The organism is Algoriphagus sp. Y33, assembly GCF_014838715.1.
GTDB lineage: Bacteria > Bacteroidota > Bacteroidia > Cytophagales > Cyclobacteriaceae > Algoriphagus.
Window position 1 is genome coordinate 4,915,517 of sequence record NZ_CP061947.1, and the last position, 15,821, is coordinate 4,931,337.

General features: G+C 42.6%; 15 protein-coding genes. 4 read left to right on the forward strand and 11 right to left on the reverse strand.

Annotated elements, in window-relative coordinates:
- The first annotated feature begins 59 nt into the window (after window positions 1–59).
- Window positions 60–398: a hypothetical protein gene (locus tag ID165_RS20025; RefSeq protein ID WP_192347200.1), complete on the forward strand. Its 339-nt coding sequence runs from the start codon at window positions 60–62 to the stop codon at window positions 396–398.
- A 180-nt stretch (window positions 399–578) separates the two neighbouring features.
- Here the strand turns inward: ID165_RS20025 and ID165_RS20030 are convergent, their stop codons facing one another.
- The 11 genes from ID165_RS20030 to ID165_RS20080 all read right to left on the reverse strand — a co-directional run bounded on the left by ID165_RS20030 (window position 579) and on the right by ID165_RS20080 (window position 11,541).
- On the reverse strand, window positions 579–2,045 hold the full coding sequence (locus ID165_RS20030) for a glycine--tRNA ligase (protein ID WP_192347201.1): 1,467 nt from the start codon (window positions 2,043–2,045) through the stop codon (window positions 579–581).
- Between the two features lie 188 nt (window positions 2,046–2,233).
- A complete protein-coding gene (locus ID165_RS20035; RefSeq protein ID WP_192347202.1) occupies window positions 2,234–2,668 on the reverse strand; it encodes an outer membrane insertion C- signal in 435 nt (144 codons plus the stop codon).
- A gap of 57 nt (window positions 2,669–2,725) precedes the next feature.
- Window positions 2,726–3,772 carry a Gfo/Idh/MocA family oxidoreductase gene (locus tag ID165_RS20040; protein ID WP_192347203.1) on the reverse strand — a complete coding sequence of 349 codons (1,047 nt, stop codon included), beginning with the start codon at window positions 3,770–3,772 and terminating at the stop codon, window positions 2,726–2,728.
- 2 nt (window positions 3,773–3,774) lie between these two features.
- Window positions 3,775–4,401 carry a response regulator transcription factor gene (locus ID165_RS20045; RefSeq protein WP_192347204.1) on the reverse strand — a complete coding sequence of 209 codons (627 nt, stop codon included), beginning with the start codon at window positions 4,399–4,401 and terminating at the stop codon, window positions 3,775–3,777.
- A gap of 55 nt (window positions 4,402–4,456) precedes the next feature.
- Window positions 4,457–5,212 (reverse strand): sensor histidine kinase, encoded by a 756-nt coding sequence (locus ID165_RS20050; RefSeq protein ID WP_192347205.1) that lies wholly within the window; start codon window positions 5,210–5,212, stop codon window positions 4,457–4,459.
- Window positions 5,199–5,822: a histidine kinase gene (locus tag ID165_RS20055; protein ID WP_225586846.1), complete on the reverse strand. Its 624-nt coding sequence runs from the start codon at window positions 5,820–5,822 to the stop codon at window positions 5,199–5,201. The genes ID165_RS20050 and ID165_RS20055 overlap by 14 nt, the downstream gene beginning before the upstream one ends.
- A 158-nt stretch (window positions 5,823–5,980) precedes the next feature.
- Window positions 5,981–6,385, reverse strand: a complete 405-nt coding sequence (locus tag ID165_RS20060) for a molecular chaperone DnaK (protein WP_192347207.1) — start codon at window positions 6,383–6,385, stop codon at window positions 5,981–5,983.
- Between the two features lie 139 nt (window positions 6,386–6,524).
- Window positions 6,525–9,503, reverse strand: coding sequence for a protein translocase subunit SecDF (gene secDF / locus ID165_RS20065; RefSeq protein WP_192347208.1), 2,979 nt, complete (start codon window positions 9,501–9,503; stop codon window positions 6,525–6,527).
- 92 nt (window positions 9,504–9,595) lie between these two features.
- Window positions 9,596–9,952 carry a hypothetical protein gene (locus tag ID165_RS20070; protein ID WP_192347209.1) on the reverse strand — a complete coding sequence of 119 codons (357 nt, stop codon included), beginning with the start codon at window positions 9,950–9,952 and terminating at the stop codon, window positions 9,596–9,598.
- Window positions 9,953–10,076: 124 nt separating this feature from the next.
- Window positions 10,077–10,694 carry a uridine kinase gene (locus ID165_RS20075; protein ID WP_192347210.1) on the reverse strand — a complete coding sequence of 206 codons (618 nt, stop codon included), beginning with the start codon at window positions 10,692–10,694 and terminating at the stop codon, window positions 10,077–10,079.
- 271 nt (window positions 10,695–10,965) lie between these two features.
- Window positions 10,966–11,541, reverse strand: a complete 576-nt coding sequence (locus tag ID165_RS20080; RefSeq protein WP_192347211.1) for a non-canonical purine NTP diphosphatase — start codon at window positions 11,539–11,541, stop codon at window positions 10,966–10,968.
- A gap of 323 nt (window positions 11,542–11,864) precedes the next feature.
- Between ID165_RS20080 and ID165_RS20085 the strand changes: the two genes are divergently transcribed.
- The 3 genes from ID165_RS20085 to ID165_RS20095 all read left to right on the forward strand — a co-directional run bounded on the left by ID165_RS20085 (window position 11,865) and on the right by ID165_RS20095 (window position 15,820).
- The gene (locus ID165_RS20085) at window positions 11,865–12,431 is read left to right on the forward strand and encodes a TIGR00730 family Rossman fold protein (protein WP_192347212.1); all 567 of its coding nucleotides are present in this window, start codon (window positions 11,865–11,867) and stop codon (window positions 12,429–12,431) included.
- A gap of 281 nt (window positions 12,432–12,712) precedes the next feature.
- Entirely contained in the window at window positions 12,713–13,216 is a 504-nt protein-coding gene (locus ID165_RS20090) for a hypothetical protein (protein ID WP_192347213.1), read from the forward strand.
- Window positions 13,217–13,414: 198 nt separating this feature from the next.
- On the forward strand, window positions 13,415–15,820 hold the full coding sequence (locus ID165_RS20095; protein ID WP_192347214.1) for an ABC transporter permease: 2,406 nt from the start codon (window positions 13,415–13,417) through the stop codon (window positions 15,818–15,820).
- The last annotated feature ends 1 nt before the right edge of the window (window position 15,821 follow it).

Below are 15,821 nucleotides of genomic sequence, written 5' to 3' on the forward strand. Positions count from 1 at the left end.
TTCCTGTGTAGCATGCCGAGGCTTAGTCTCGTCTCAATTGCATACCTAACTTCTTTTTTATGAAAAACTTACTACTACTTTCTCTGCTAGGACTAATTTTCTTCTCCTGTGAAAAACTGGATGAGCCTGAGATCTTAGGCACCTATACGCATATCCCGGAGGGATGTGTACCCTCTGACGATCCTATGCTGAATTGCAGCAGTTTTGTCACACTATCTGAAGGAGGAATAGCCGATATCCTTCCCAGTGGAGATATTATTTACAGAACCACGTACAAAATAAGGGGCGAAAAAATAATCGTAGCCAAAGCCGATGAAGTAATCAGTCAGTTAGTATTTCGTTATGTAGATAATGCTACTCTTCGAAATGAACGCGATGGAGCTCTGTGGATCAAGTAAAATCTACGCTTTACTGCAGTACCCTCCGGATTGGAAATCCTGAGGTACTGCAGTAGAATTTCCAATCCGTCCTAAACTTATCTGAGAAGCTATTGCTGGAATTAAAACTGTATCCTACGTCATAACTTAGGGATTGCAAATCCCGAAGAGCCCTTGCTCCCCCGAAGAGCTTCCCGATACTTACAGCTTCTCGAAAATCCTTCTAAAGCTAGTCGCTTCAGCGATTCTTCCATGAAGTTCGGAAATAGGCACTCTTTCTTGCTCAGTGGTATCCCGATGACGGATAGTGACCGTGTTGTCTTCAAGCGTCTGGTGGTCTACAGCAATACAGAATGGAGTTCCGATCAGATCCTGTCTTGCATAGCGCTTACCGATAGAAGCAGCATCTTCATAGATGATGTTGAAGTCATATTTCAACAACTCTACGATCTCTTGGCCTTTTTCAGGCAAACCATCCTTCTTTGTAATAGGAAGGATCGCAGCTTTCACCGGAGCGATAGCCGGATGAAGCTTCAAATAAGTTCTGCTTTTTTCCTCAGTTTTCTCTTCAGTATACGCATTGCAAAGCGTCAACAAGAACAGACGATCGGCTCCGATTGATGTCTCGATCACATAAGGAATGTAGTTCTGATTCACCTCCGGATCGAAATACTGCTGCTTCTTTTTAGAGAATTCTTGATGTGACTTCAAATCAAAATCAGTTCTGGAGTGAATTCCTTCTACTTCTTTGAAACCGAAAGGGAAGTCAAATTCGATATCCATCGCCGCATTGGCATAGTGGGCTAGCTTCTCATGGTCATGCTTTCTGAGCTTTTCGGGAGGAATTCCCAGCGCCAAATGCCATTTCATCCTGGTTTCCGCCCATTTCTGATACCATTCCAGTTCGGTGCCGGGACGTACAAAGAATTGCATTTCCATCTGCTCAAACTCACGCATGCGGAAGATAAACTGGCGGGCTACTATTTCATTTCTGAAAGCCTTACCAATCTGGGCAATTCCAAAAGGAACTTTCATTCTGGCAGTTTTCTGTACATTCAGAAAGTTTACAAAAATCCCCTGAGCAGTCTCAGGTCTAAGGTAAATCGTAGTGGAATCCTCCGCCACAGAGCCAACTTGTGTAGAGAACATCAGATTGAACTGACGAACTTCGGTCCAATTGGCCGTACCGCTGATCGGACACTTGATGCCCTCATTCACGATCAGATCCCTCACACCAGCCAGATCTTCAGCTTCCAGCAATCTCGCCAAAGCACCTGTAAGTTCATTTGCTTTGGCCACATCACCGGCTCTTTCGAAGACGGCCGCATGCTCTTCCACAAGCACATCCGCCCTGTAACGCTTCTTAGAGTCTTTATTATCGATCATGGGATCATTGAAACTATCCACGTGGCCAGAAGCTTTCCAGGTGGTAGGATGCATAAAAATCGCCGCATCGATGCCCACAATATTGCCTTCTACGCGGGTCATGGTCTCCCACCATAGGCGTTTAAGGTTATTTTTCAACTCGACACCGTAAGCACCATAATCATACACCGCCTGAAGGCCATCGTAGATTTCAGAACTAGGGTACACAAATCCATACTCTTTGGCATGGGAAATAATATCTTTTAATTGCGCGTTTTCCGCAGGAGTTGCTGTTTTTGCCATAGTCGCAAAAATAGGGAAAATGAATGAATACCCGTAGAAAAATGAAAGTCTTCCTATTGGTCTAAACACTTCCTCCATCAACCTCGGCGTTTCCTTTTTTCTAAACAATAAGTAAAACTCCCTGAAAACTTAAAAAGGCCAACTCAGCTATTGAGTTGACCTTTTTTGGTTGTTGGTGGTTAATTGCTTTATCTAAACGTGTATTTGAACCCAAATCCCGCCCGGAAATAGTCTCCATGATCCGTGGCAAGTATAGGCGCTGCTTCGAGGACCAGCCCCAGATTTTTACTGTTAAACGGTGTGATCAAAAGACCGATCGGAATAGCCACATAAATGTCGTCGTCGTCATGATGGTTGTTGTGACGATCATTGTCAAGTCCCAAACCTAACCCTGCGTAGAAATTCACATCGTCTTTCTGAACAATATTATATGCCCCCATCAGTTCGATACCGATATCACCTCCTGTGCCGATACGGCCTTCACCGAAGAATTGCTTATACGGATCCGTGCCTACAGTCACGAAAGTCTCAGAGCTTTGCAGATTCACGCCTGCACTGATTTGAGCTTTTGCAAAGGATATAAATGCAAAAAGCGTAAGGGATAGAAGTACTAGTTTTTTCATATTCAGTTATTTTATCTGAACCCCAGTATCCAAATCCTCTGCCAAAAAAAGGCAACATTACCAGCCTCCGTCTTCTTTTGAAACCCTTCTGCCTTCCTGAGCACTTATAAAAGACGCTTCTATGATCTTCAAAACACTGATGGCCTGGGATATGGTGATGTCCAGCTTTGCTCCTTTTGAGATAGCGTCGGCCACGTTCTGATAAAGCACACGGTAGTTGCCGGGAAGGGTTTGGTAGGATTTTGGCTCCTCATTGAGGAAAACCTTTCCCCAATTTTCCTCAGTTTCCACACCCCAGTTTGCTCCTTCCGGCTTTTGGCCGAGCTTGAAAGCCGCTTCCTGCACATCCAGACCGAACTTCTGATATGCCCCCTTTTTGCCCAATAGCAAAAACTTGGGTGTAGGCACATTCACTAAGGCGCCAGCCGTCACTCTGGCTTTGAGCGGGCCATAGTCCAGAATAATATCAAAATAATCGTCTGCGATGGCTCCGGTTCGCTGCTTACGGATATCTGCCTGAATCCAATCCGGCAGACCAAAGAGCAGTACTACCTGATCGATCAAATGCGAGCCGAGATCAAATGTGATTCCATTTCCCGGAACTTCCATTTCCCTCCAATTCTCCGAAACATCCGGACGGAACCGATCAAAATGGGATTCCAGATAAACCAGATCACCCAAATCTCCTTCACGTACCAATTTCTGCAAGGTCATGTAATCTCCATCGTATCGACGGTTATGAAAAACAGAGCAAATCAACCCCCGCTCTTCGGCCAGCTTGTTCAGTTCTTCCGCCTCATGGGAGAAAATCGTAACAGGCTTATCTACCACCACATGTTTCCCTGCTTCCAAGCATCGCTTAGCCATCGGATAGTGATATTCATTTGGCGTAGTGATCACTATTAGCTCTGCCGCATCAGCCTCCAGCAAAGCATCCAAATTCCTAAAAGTGATAACCCCTGGATACAATTCTTCACAGCGATTGGTGCGACGCTCCACAGAAGCTACAAGCGCTAGGTCTGGGCATACATCTATAAGTGGGGCATGCATTTTTTCAGCTACAGAGCCAAAGCCAACAATAGCTGTTTTAACAGGGTTACTCATAATTAAAGGTTCATTTCGTGTGCCTTATTCACCAGCTCAATTCTCGAGCTGACTTGAAGCTTGTGATGGATATTCTTGCGATGCGTTTCCACGGTTTGCTTGCTTAGATTTAGCATCTCTGCAATATTTTTATTTTGAATCCCATCTCTGATCAATTGGATGATCTCGGTCTCCCTGCGTGAGAGCTTATACTTCATTCTGAAAGCATCGAAATAAGCTCCTTGCATAGCTTGTTTTTTTACCCGGTCAAAATTCAGCACATGGCGCCCTTCGAAAACTTCACGAATGGTAAAAATCAATTCATCCGGATCTGCATCTTTCAGGATAAAAGCGTCTGCTTTCTGCCCGATGCACTTTTTGTAAATCTTCTCTTCATCATACATAGAAAGTACGACTACCTTCACTTGGGGATGCTTCTTTTTGCAATGGTCCAAAACCCCAAAGCCGTCCATTATCGGCATATTAAGATCCGTAAGAACCACATCTACTTGGTTTTCGGCTATATAATCACACAGTTCTCTGCCGTTTGGGAAGACACCGACGACGATCAAGTCATATTCTTCCTCTAGGAGGCCTTCTATTCCTTTTGCAAATAATTTGTGGTCATCAGCCAGGGCAATCCTGATCATGAGTAAGGGGGATTAGTATTTTGGGGAGATTAAGCTTCAAATTATACCCTTAAATCTAATTAGGCAAGGTTAATATGATTTCTGTTCCTTCTCCTACAGCAGAAGTCAGCTTAAATTCGCCCCCAATAGTATCCATTCTCTTCTTGAGGTTGTGCATTCCACTGCCATTGGTCTGTAGGGAGGTATCAAATCCACTCCCGTCATCCTGTATCCGGATTCGCCTATTCAGCCCATCCCGATAAATTTTTATTCCAATTTTATCCGGTGAAGCATGCTTAATGGCGTTGTTAAGAGACTCCTGAATCACACGAATCAGCACCAGTTTTTGGTCCTTTGGCAAATCAACAAGTTCAACGTCTGCTTCCAGTACTGTCTCACAAAAACCTGTATTATTTATTCGTTCTAGCTGCTGTTCGATGAATTCACTGAGGCTAATAGACTCCACCCAGTCGAGATTCAGCGTCTTGGACAGGCCACGAACTTCCTGAATCACCTGATTCAAAATCTCTTTTCCCTCGGCATGCTTCTCTGGCTTGAGGGAGCCAAAATTAAGCTTGGCCAATGAAAGCAGCTGGCCGATATTATCGTGCAATTCTCTTCCAATCTGCGTAAGCGTGTCTTGCTGTATTTCATTTTCTATATTCAGCAAGGTCTTCTCATGCTCCGATTTGATCTGATCCACTTTCTGACGGTTTTGAGCTTGCCGCTGTCTGTGGATAAATACCATGGAGATGACAAAGGTGGACATGATCCCTCCCAAAAACAAGGTGGAGTAGATAATTACATATACTTGGTTTTCAACTGAATCCATAGGATGGCTCTCGTTCAAATAGGTTAGGAAGCTTTGGAGAGGCAATGGTCAATACTAATATTGCCAAATTGAAAACACTCATTATACTATTGATCTGGGACATCGACTTACCAAGTTCATAATTGTAAGTCACCATAAATGGCATGGCAACATCATTGATGTAAGTCAAAGAGTAGGTAAAGAGTATAAACGTCATCTGCCAAAAGGAGGTCAATCTCATAGGATTTGAATTGAGATACGCCTCATTCGAAATCAATCCGACGAAGTAGAGCCCACTCCCTACCAGAATCATATTAGCACCTATGGTGAATATGATCGGCTGAAACCAGTAAATAGGCTCTATTCCTGAAAACTGTATAATCTGACTGCTTACCACAAACGCAATCAGCATCCAGTTGATGTATTTCTTTTTTGAGGGTTCAATCCAAGACTTTATTAAAAACAGGTAGAGAATTGTCAATACTTGTTTATTAGCGACATTATATAGCCATTGATTGTATCTGGGAAACTCTATATTCCCTAAGAATGCATTTACCGACTTATTAAACTCAAAATTAACTTTGGTATTGATAGCAAAATTTTCATAAAACACCGTAAATATCAAGATCAAAAAAGGTAGCCAAATGTACCTACGAGTTCTTTGTTCCTTTGGAAGCCGGAAAAACAAAAACACCCCCGCGATCGCGAGTATATTTATTTGGATAAAATACGGACTAAAAAAAAACTGAAAAACCTTGCTTTCCATCCTTAATTATTGCCAAGTTTATCTTAACAATCGCCAGGTTCTTCCTCGCAATTATAAGGACATGAGAGTCCTCTATTTTGATATTCATCCTCATCTCCATCCAGTTCAATACTAATTACTTTTTTGGATATCAAATTAGCCGCACGCATCACTAAGGTCATTTGCCCGCAATAGGCAGCACCCTCATTAGGATAAGCTTTCTTAGCAGTTTCTTCGGTGTATTCGGTAAAGTAAAATTGGATACCACCTACTTTAGGATCTTTGTCAGCTTTTGCCAATAGCCCCTCCAGCGTTTCTCTATCAAAAAATATCCAGTCGGTTTGATTGGTTTTGTCTTTCTTTTTAGTTCCTGTTGCTGGTTTGCCTTGTTTGACTTCATTGTCGTACTTGGCTTTCATTGCTTCAAAGTCTTTTTTGTCGATTTTCATGGATTGGGATTCTGATAAAATTAAGAAATAGCGTAAACGATAGAATTCACCCCAAAAGATAAGAATTTTATCTGCAGCTAGGCAATAAAAAAGGAGTGGGAACGTAGCCCACTCCTTTTAAAAACCGCTAAAATGTCAATTAAGCAAGTTTTTTAGCTTCTTTTGCTGCATTTTCCTGATCCAATTCTCTTTTCATCAAATCTACTACTATAGGAGTGGCGATGTAAATAGAAGAATAAGTACCTACCAAAATACCGATAAACAAGGCAAAAGAGAATCCTCTCAATACTTCGCCCCCGAATATCAGCAATACTATCACCACGATCAACGTGGTAAATGAAGTAATCAAGGTACGTCCCAATGTCTGGTTGATGGCATCATTGAATACTTTTACCAGCTTATTTGTACCACGATTTTCTATATTTTCCCGAATACGGTCAAATACAATCACTGTATCGTTAATCGAGTAACCGATCACCGTCAGCACCGCGGCGATAAACACCTGATCAATTTCAAATGTAGCCCCCAATGCACTTGCGATAGCAAAGGCAGCAATTACAAACAAGGTATCGTGAATCAAGGCGATGATAGAGGCCAGAGAAAACTGCCACTTACGGAATCTCAGCAAGATATATAAGAAGATGGCAATCAATGCCACTATCATCGCTTCAGCGGAAGATGCCTTAATATCATCTGCCACTGTAGCACCTACTTTGGATGAGCCCGTAATCGCAAATTGCCCGGAAGCTAATGAGGTCGCATCCTCAGTGAATGCCAATCCGGTGACTGCCGCAATTCCTTCTTTTACTTTGCTTTCTACTTCAAGATTGGATTCTGCATCATCTTCATTCACCAAATACGAAGTAGTTACCTTCAATACATTATTAGAACCGTAAGTTTTCACTTCCACAGATCCATCAAACTCTCTATCCAACCCGGATTTCAAATCTGATGCGGCCATTGGCTCGTCAAAGGCTACCACGTAAGAACGGCCACCTGTGAAGTCAACTCCAAATTTCAATCCATTGACAGCAGCGATACCCAAACCGATTACGATAATTGCGGAAGAAATCAGGTAAGCCACTTTTCTTTTACCCAAGAAATCAAAGTTCAATGAACTCAATGCATTTTTGGCAAATGGAGTAGCAAAGCTGATAGAGCTCTTGTCTCCTTTCTTGCTCATCCAAGTCACAATCACCCGGGTGATGAATACCGAGGAGAAGAAAGAAGATGCAATACCGATCATCAATACAATTGCAAAGCCTTTCACAGGACCCTGGCCTAATGCAAACAGGATTGCACCTGTAAGGAATGTTGTTACGTTTGAATCTAGAATTGCAGAGAAAGCCTTGCTGTAACCCGCATCAATTGCAGCCAGCAAACCGACTCCGTTTCGAAGCTCTTCCTTAATCCTCTCAAAAATCAGGACATTCGCATCAATTGACATCCCTATCGTCAATACGATACCTGCTATACCCGGTAATGTCAATGCGGTGCCAAGTTGCGCCAGGATTCCAAGAATAAAGAAGATGTTGAAAACCAGTGCCGCAATAGCGATTAAGCCGCCTTTTGCATAGTAAGCCATCATAAAAAGGATAACAATGGAAAGACCTGCTACCATAGAGATCAACCCTTGATTCAAGGCTTCTCTACCCAATGTCGGCCCAATGATGCTTTCTTCTACAATCTGCGTAGGAGCTGGAAGAGAACCTGATTTCAGGATATTGGCCAAATCCTGAGCCTCTTGTACCGTGAAGTTACCGGAAATTTCAGACTGTCCTGAAGGAATCTCTCCGTTCACTACGGGTGCTGTATACACATAATTATCCAATACTACTGCTATTCTTCTGCCGATATTTTCAGAAGTCAATTTTCTCCACTTTCTAGCACCTTCGGCATTCATTTGCATGGATACAGCAGGTCTTGATCTCTGATCCAATGCCTGGCGTGCATCCGTTACAACATCACCTTCCAACGGAGCTTCGTCTGTGCCCCGCTCTGCTTTAATCGCATAAAGTTCCAACGTCTCAGAGCCATCTTCGGCTTTGAACGGTTTCACTCCCCACAGCAATTTGATATCTCTTGGCAATAAGGACTTGTAATCCTCATTCTTCAAAATACGATTGATCGCCATAGTATCGCGAAGCTCGTATGCCAAACCATAATTTGGTTTAAGCAAACTAAACAAAGGAGAAACATTGTTTTCACCTGATCCTGAAGGATCAATTTCAGCCAATTGCTTTTCCAGTGCATTTTTCAATGAATCTTCTTCGGTAAGATTCTCAGCATCTTCAGTAGCTACTGTATCAGCAGCAGGCTGTGTTGATTTGTTGGCTGCAACCCACGCACCGTTCACTGCCTCTAAAGCAGCTCCGATTTCATTTGTCTCCGCCACTTCCCAGAACTGTAGCTTTGCTACACCCTGAAGAAGGTTTCTTACTCTTTCCTGGTTGTCGACACCAGGCAATTCGATTTGGATACGACCGGAACCTTGAATTCTTTGGATATTAGGCTGCGAAGTACCAAATCTATCGATACGTGTTCTAAGTATATTGAATGAACGCTCGATTGCATTTTCAATTTCATTGTCGATGATTTCAAGGATTTCAGCATCGGAAGACTCCAGGGAGATACGTCCTCTGTTTGCAGCAGTGGCGAAGATCGAACTTAGCTTTTGACCAGGGCTGTTTTTCTGATAAGCAGTATAGAATAAATCAACGTATTTGGTAGCAGAAGTCTTCGCTTCTTCGCGAGCTTCCTCCACTGACTTATTGAAAGCAGCATCTTTTGGATTACCGGCAAGTCCTTTCACGATTTCCACTGGGGAAACTGCCAAGGTAACATGCATACCTCCCTGAAGATCAAGCCCCAGTCCCAGTTCAGTTTCTTTTACTTCCTGAAAAGTATAATCCGCGCCGAGAAAGTTATACACGGGCGCTCTCCAAATAGAATCAAGATAGCTTTGTCTTTTAGAGAAATCCACGTTGCCGGACTCGTCGGTTGCATAAGTCTGTGCTTTCTGCTGGATATTATTCGATACAAATGTGAATGACAGATAGTAGAGGCAGAGTGCCGTAACGATCACTGTCAAAAACACAATGACACCTTTGTTTTGCATGAGAAATTGAAATTATTGATTGATTGTAAATACAGATTTATAGCTTAACCGCAAATCAGAAAAGCTCTTTGGGGATTCGGAAAAAATTGGGATCAGGGTCCTTTGGTGGATATTATTCGCTCAAAAAGTATTTCTATGAGCTGATTGGGCTGAAAAACGGCAGTAGATTCAGTTATGAACGTAGAACCTTCAAACCGTACAATTTCATAGATAAGGTGAAGTGTATGATGCGATACATTCACTACAAAAGGGATAACTGCATCTACAGCTACATCCAAGAAAGTCTGGTTCTTGTCACTGGAAGATGCTTTGTCTTGCTTTTCAACTTTGGCAGCCTTTCCATTATCAGGGACATATTCCACACTGGAGATAAACAAACATAACAGCAATGCCAGCATCACCGTAAGGCGTTGTTGGAATAAGTTGCTATTTCGTTTGGTTACTTTCATGCGCCGCAAATATAGCCAATTATTTAAAATGAGTGATTCTCATTCAAGAATTTCTGGCTTCTACTGTAAATATCAAAACAATATGCTTAAAACCAATCAATTAAAGTGAAAAATGGGAGAAAAATCAAGTAGTCTTGACACGTAAGTAAGTCCGGATAACCTCTAGGGCCTTATCGAAATTGTGATTGTTAGGCACGATCAAATCCGCATCATTCATAAATGGCTTGATGTATTTCTCATATGTCGGCATCACATGCTGCTCATAGCGATAAAGCACATCATCCAAATCATATCCCCGCTCTACTTTGTCCCTGATGATTCTTCGCTTTAGCTTAATATGATCTTTGGCATCTATAAAAACCTTTAAATCGAGTAGACTTGCCAACTCCGGATAATACAATACAAAAATCCCTTCCACCACCACCACTGGTGCAGAAGTAAAAGTCAGCATCTTTGGTGTTTTTGCAGAGTTATTGAAGGTGTATTCCTCACGCTGAACAGTCTCGCCTGCCTGGATTTTGCGAATATCAGAGGCATACTCTTCAAAATCTATACTCTCAGGCCTGTCAAAATTATGTACCCCATGATCATCAATGGGCTGCATTTCCCTTGGTTTGTAGTAGTTGTCCTGCGAAATCAGACATACCTCACCGTCTTCAAAAGAACTAAGCAATCGCTCTAAAAAAAGTGTTTTTCCAGAGGCAGAGCCGCCTGTAATGCCTACGATGAATGGTTTTTTCATCCGGCAAAGTTATAGTGATTTCCGGCTTTTCATCCGATTATAGTTTGATTTTTAAAGGACAGAGTGAATCTCGCCGGGTTTATAGTCATACCTCTGAGTGTCCACGGAGACATGCTCGATTTCATGTATCTATAATTGATTTTTAATGGGCGTATAGCCTGCCCCGATCCGCCGCGGCGGATCGGGAGAATCACCCATCGCCTATAATCATACCCCTGCATGTTGCCTGAAACATGCCTGCCTACCGTCGTTTAGGCTCGATTTCGCAGAATTATATATGGTTCAAAAAGGCAATAAGCTCGCTGACTGCCTTTCCCCTATGAGAAATTGCATTCTTTTCAACGAGACTTAGCTCCGCAAAAGACTTTTGATAGCCATTAGGAAGAAAAATGGGATCATAGCCAAAACCTCCGTTGCCTGTACGCTTATTCAGTATTTCACCTTCTGCCACTCCCTCGAATTTGTATTCCTCACCATTTAGCAACAATGCGATAACGGTCTTAAATCGGGCTGTCCGGATAGAGGCATTCTCAAGATTTTTGAGAAGCAAATCAATATTCCGCTCATCACTGCGAGGCTCGCCGGCATATCTGCCGGAATATACTCCCGGCTCCCCTTCCAGTGCATCTACTTCCAGCCCCGTATCATCAGCAAAGCAATCCACTCCAAAATGTTCTTTCACATACCTAGCTTTTTGAAAGGCATTATGTTCCAATGTATCACCGGTTTCCGGGAGCTCATCTGTGCAACCGATGTCTGTAAGTGAAACAAGCTCAAAATTCCCGGCAAGAGCAGCATTTACTTCTTCGATTTTCTTCGGGTTGTTGGTAGCAAAGCAGATTTTCATGTGTTTATATTTGATTTTTTATGGTCACATGCCAGCCTGTCGCCGGACAGGGAATCTCTCATACGGATAATCATCCCATCCCAAAAACAAGGCTGGGACAAGTGGCACGACCCCGAAAGTACGGGATCATGACTGTCTGCCTCAGGCAGGCTCGATTTCATGTTTCAAAAATAGGGTTAAATGCTTGCCTGCGCTATTCCTTTTTCCAAAAATCCGAGTAGCCTCTTCACAGGTGTTGCGTTAAGCTTTTGTAAAACCTCAAGCATCCCTGTGCATTAAAAAGAGAATCCCGTAATTTCGATCCTCACTTTGGATTCAATCATATGAAGAAAATCACCATTTACTGTGGTTCACGAAAAGGAGATAGTACGGTCTATGAAACAGCTGCGAGAGCATTGACACAAGAGATGATCAAACGTGATCACTCGCTAATCTATGGAGCAGGAAGAGTAGGTTTGATGGGAGTGATTGCGGACGAAATGCTTGGGGCGGGAAAGGAAGTCTTGGGCATAATTCCACAGAAACTGGTAGATCGGGAAGTGGCCCACCGTGGTTGCACTGAGCTTATCATTGTGGAAACTATGCGTGACCGCAAGTGGCTGATGGCGGAACGTGGAGATGCATTTATTGCCATGCCTGGAGGCATAGGAACCCTGGAGGAACTCTTTGAGATCATGACGCTCAATCAACTTCATTATATCCAAAAACCGCTGGCACTTTATAATGTCAATGGCTATTATGATAAACTGATTGCTTTTTTAAACCATGCGATGGAGGAGGGATTTATGTATCCTGAACAAGAAGAACTGCTGATAATCTCGGACGATCCTGTTGATCTGCTGGACCGGATGTCAGAATATGAAGCAAGAAGACCTGCGGATTGGGGCTAAATGTCCGATGTTGGATGCCCGATGAGGGGGATACTTGCCCGAGTAGCTTGCCCGCCATGGAAGGAAGCCGAAGATTGAAGCACACTAGAAAGCCTAATGAAGATAAAATTTTGATCCTATTTAGTCCTGCTTCTCCTGAAGTGGGACAACTGTATTAACATTTACGCCCTCTGCGAGAAACTCCGTGTTCTCTGCGGTTAAAAAACATCCGGCACCTGACACTTAACATTAAACTTATTTAAAATCATCCTAAAAAGATAATTTATTACTTTTGCCATGTAATGATCCAGAAACTTTTCCCATTAGACAAAAATTACATCCTACGTCAGGCGCAATCCATGCTTGAAGAGGAGTTGATTGACCGGATGGTTTTTGAACTGAAGCGCTCCTATACTTCCCTGTATAATCCGCTACAGCTGATGGATACCACCTACGCCCAGATTCTTGATACATTTGTATTTCCCCGAGAGCGCGTAAGATTGATCTACCGCCAACTTTGCGGCATCTATCGCTACAAACACGGCGATAATCAGCTTGAAATGCTTTTTGACGGGAGAACACATCTGGAAAAGTTCCAAGAAGACTGGTCAGCTGCTTTTATTTCTTATGTACGTGAACTGGGCTTATATGAGCAATACGTAAAGACGATGCTTAGAATGACCTTGCTTTTTGACACAGATTCACGTGCGGAATGGGCGGAAAATCGCTGTAAGGCATTTATCAATCACCACTTCGATTTGAAAGTCGTGAAAAGACATGGCGAACTTCGCCTAAAGGTCGGGTGATCCTGACTTTTTTAACTCTATCCATTTTACAAGGCTCTTCCTGCGTTAGTTTTATGCGATTCTGTCCGTGGCTGGACAATGAAGCCCGTAATCGTACGTAGGAAATCTGATTTATTCCAGATTAGAGGCTGTATGGACCTTTTTCTACTGGCTTATTCTTTGCAAATCCCGAGCTAGTAAAAGATAAACGCCACCGTGATGATCAATAATTACCTGAAAACTGCAGTCAGAATTCTCCGACGTGAGAAAACCAACTCCATCATCAACATAGCGGGTCTTATGCTAGGCATAACAGGGAGCCTGATCCTTTTCTTAATTGTACACAATGGATCCAACTATGATAGCTACCACAAGAACAAGGATAGAATATACCGGGTGGTGACTTCGGAGAAAACCAGTAGTGGAGAATCATACACCCAGGGTATTCCCCCTATTTTGGTAAGTGCCTTCAAAGAAGATTTTGCCGGCGAAGTCGAAGCTGCAACATTCACTTCTTACAGGCGCAATTCTTTGATAGGCTTTGCAAAAACTGACGGTTCATTTTCCAAGGTAGAAGTGTCTCAAGGAGTGGCCTATGCGGAACCATCATTTTTTGAGATTTTTGACAGACATCTACTGACAGGCGAGTATGCGAGTATTGAAAACCCAAATACCGCATTAATATCAAGCCAGTGGGCCGAAGAATATTTCCAAGAAAAGGATCCCGTAGGCGAGCTGATCAAATATGATGAAGAACTGTATAAAATCACAGGAATCATGCAAGATTATCCCGCAAAAACAGATTTGCCTATAGACCTTATGCTCTCCTATGCTACTATCAAAAAGCAAAAGGAATCAAGTCAGTGGGGAGGTATTTCGGACTCAGACAACTGCTATTTCTTACTTAATGAAAATGCATCTATAGAAAACCTGGAAGCTCAATTGCCCGGGTTTGCCGAGAAATATTATGGAGAAAAAGAGTCAAATGGCTTTGGGAAAAACTTTATAGCCCAACCACTAAACACGCTTCACAGTGATATGCGATTCGGAAATTATGGATCAAAAATGCCTCTTATTGCCAAAATCACTTTCTTGGTCATCGGCCTGGTTTTATTGGTGAGCTGCTGTATCAATTTTATAAACCTGACTACTGCTGCTGCAGTAAAGCGTAGCAAAGAAATCGGAATCAGGAAAATACTCGGAAGCTCCAGAACCCAGCTTATTTCACAGCTCCTTAGTGAGACATTCTTGATCACTTTTATTGCAACTGGCCTGTCTATAATTTTTGGGGAATTTCTCTTGAAATTCATTAATCCATACTTAGGGGTGGACTTATCTTTTAACCTTGGATCAGAATATATTGCCTGGATGTACCTAATAGGCGTAATGATTTTAGTCACGCTTCTTTCCGGATTGTATCCTGCCTGGATCATTTCATCAGGCAAAGGAGGGAAGGTCTATTCGTCAACTAGTTTTGAAAAAAAATCCGGATTTTCAGTAAGAAGCTCATTGGTAGTTGTCCAGTTTTTTATCTCCCAGTTTTTCATCATCGCTACCCTGGTGATGTATTCCCAGTTCAGTTATATGCATAACAAGGATATTGGATTTCAGAAGGAAGCTATCGTCACCTTGCCAATCCCAATAAATGAGCAAACAGATACTATCCAAAACGAAAGTGTGATGCGAACGCTCAAAGCCGAATTGCAGCGCTTGCCCGGTATCTCTATGGTAAGTCTGAACAATGCTCCGCCTTCATCCAACAGTGTATTGGGAACTAGCTTCAGTATTCCGGGCAAAGACGAACCGATCAGTACTCAAATAAAGGAAGTAGATGGAGACTACATAGCACTGTTTGAACTTGAATTGCTGGCAGGAGCTGGATTGTCTGATCTGGATACCATGTCTGGATTTGTGGTTAATGAAACGTTGGCCAAACAAGCCGGATTTGAAGATTACAATGATTTGGTGGGTGAACAAATCGACCTCTGGGGTAATAAAATGCCGGTAACCGGTGTAGTCAAAGATTTCAATTCAACTTCACTTTCTAAGCCAGTTGAACCAGTAATCCTACTTAATAATCTGAGTGGGTTTCATAGCATTGCCCTGAAAATAGAAGGAAATAGTTTTGAGCAAAATCTAACTCAGATCCAAAGCAAGTGGGAAGCGGCCTATCCGGAATATATTTTCAGCTACAGCTTTTTAGAGGATCAGATTTTCAACATGTATAATGGCGAAAGAAAGACCTCCACCGTCTTGGCACTCTTCTCATCTCTGGCAATTTTCATAGGTTGCCTTGGCTTATTTGGACTGGTCACTTTCATGGCAAACAATAAAACTAAAGAAATTGGCATCAGAAAAGTGCTTGGAGCATCTTCCCAAAGTATTGTGTTGCTCTTCTCCAGAGAATTTACGAAGCTGATTCTTATCGGTTTTGCGATTGCAAGCCCAATTGCAGCTTTTGTTATGAGAATGGTTTTGAAGGAGTTTGCGTATCAGATTTCGCTCGGACCTGCCATTTTCCTCATTGGGCTGGGGATCACCTTTGTGATTGCCTTTATCACAGTTGGATTCAGGTCATTTGGGGCAGCTATGGCAAATCCTGTTGATTCCCTGAGATCAGAGTAAT

What these genes read in the sequence shown, in the direction of transcription:
- ID165_RS20025 (WP_192347200.1), top strand. Translation starts at nt 60, where the DNA reads ATGAAAAACTTACTACTACTTTCTCTGCTAGGACTAATTTTCTTCTCC.
- ID165_RS20030 (WP_192347201.1), bottom strand. Translation starts at nt 2,045, where the DNA reads ATGGCAAAAACAGCAACTCCTGCGGAAAACGCGCAATTAAAAGATATT.
- ID165_RS20080 (WP_192347211.1), bottom strand. Translation starts at nt 11,541, where the DNA reads ATGAAAATCTGCTTTGCTACCAACAACCCGAAGAAAATCGAAGAAGTA.
- ID165_RS20085 (WP_192347212.1), top strand. Translation starts at nt 11,865, where the DNA reads ATGAAGAAAATCACCATTTACTGTGGTTCACGAAAAGGAGATAGTACG.
- ID165_RS20035 (WP_192347202.1), bottom strand. Translation starts at nt 2,668, where the DNA reads ATGAAAAAACTAGTACTTCTATCCCTTACGCTTTTTGCATTTATATCC.
- secDF (WP_192347208.1), bottom strand. Translation starts at nt 9,503, where the DNA reads ATGCAAAACAAAGGTGTCATTGTGTTTTTGACAGTGATCGTTACGGCA.
- ID165_RS20050 (WP_192347205.1), bottom strand. Translation starts at nt 5,212, where the DNA reads ATGGATTCAGTTGAAAACCAAGTATATGTAATTATCTACTCCACCTTG.
- ID165_RS20045 (WP_192347204.1), bottom strand. Translation starts at nt 4,401, where the DNA reads ATGATCAGGATTGCCCTGGCTGATGACCACAAATTATTTGCAAAAGGA.
- ID165_RS20090 (WP_192347213.1), top strand. Translation starts at nt 12,713, where the DNA reads ATGATCCAGAAACTTTTCCCATTAGACAAAAATTACATCCTACGTCAG.
- ID165_RS20040 (WP_192347203.1), bottom strand. Translation starts at nt 3,772, where the DNA reads ATGAGTAACCCTGTTAAAACAGCTATTGTTGGCTTTGGCTCTGTAGCT.
- ID165_RS20075 (WP_192347210.1), bottom strand. Translation starts at nt 10,694, where the DNA reads ATGAAAAAACCATTCATCGTAGGCATTACAGGCGGCTCTGCCTCTGGA.
- ID165_RS20070 (WP_192347209.1), bottom strand. Translation starts at nt 9,952, where the DNA reads ATGAAAGTAACCAAACGAAATAGCAACTTATTCCAACAACGCCTTACG.
- ID165_RS20060 (WP_192347207.1), bottom strand. Translation starts at nt 6,385, where the DNA reads ATGAAAATCGACAAAAAAGACTTTGAAGCAATGAAAGCCAAGTACGAC.
- ID165_RS20095 (WP_192347214.1), top strand. Translation starts at nt 13,415, where the DNA reads ATGATCAATAATTACCTGAAAACTGCAGTCAGAATTCTCCGACGTGAG.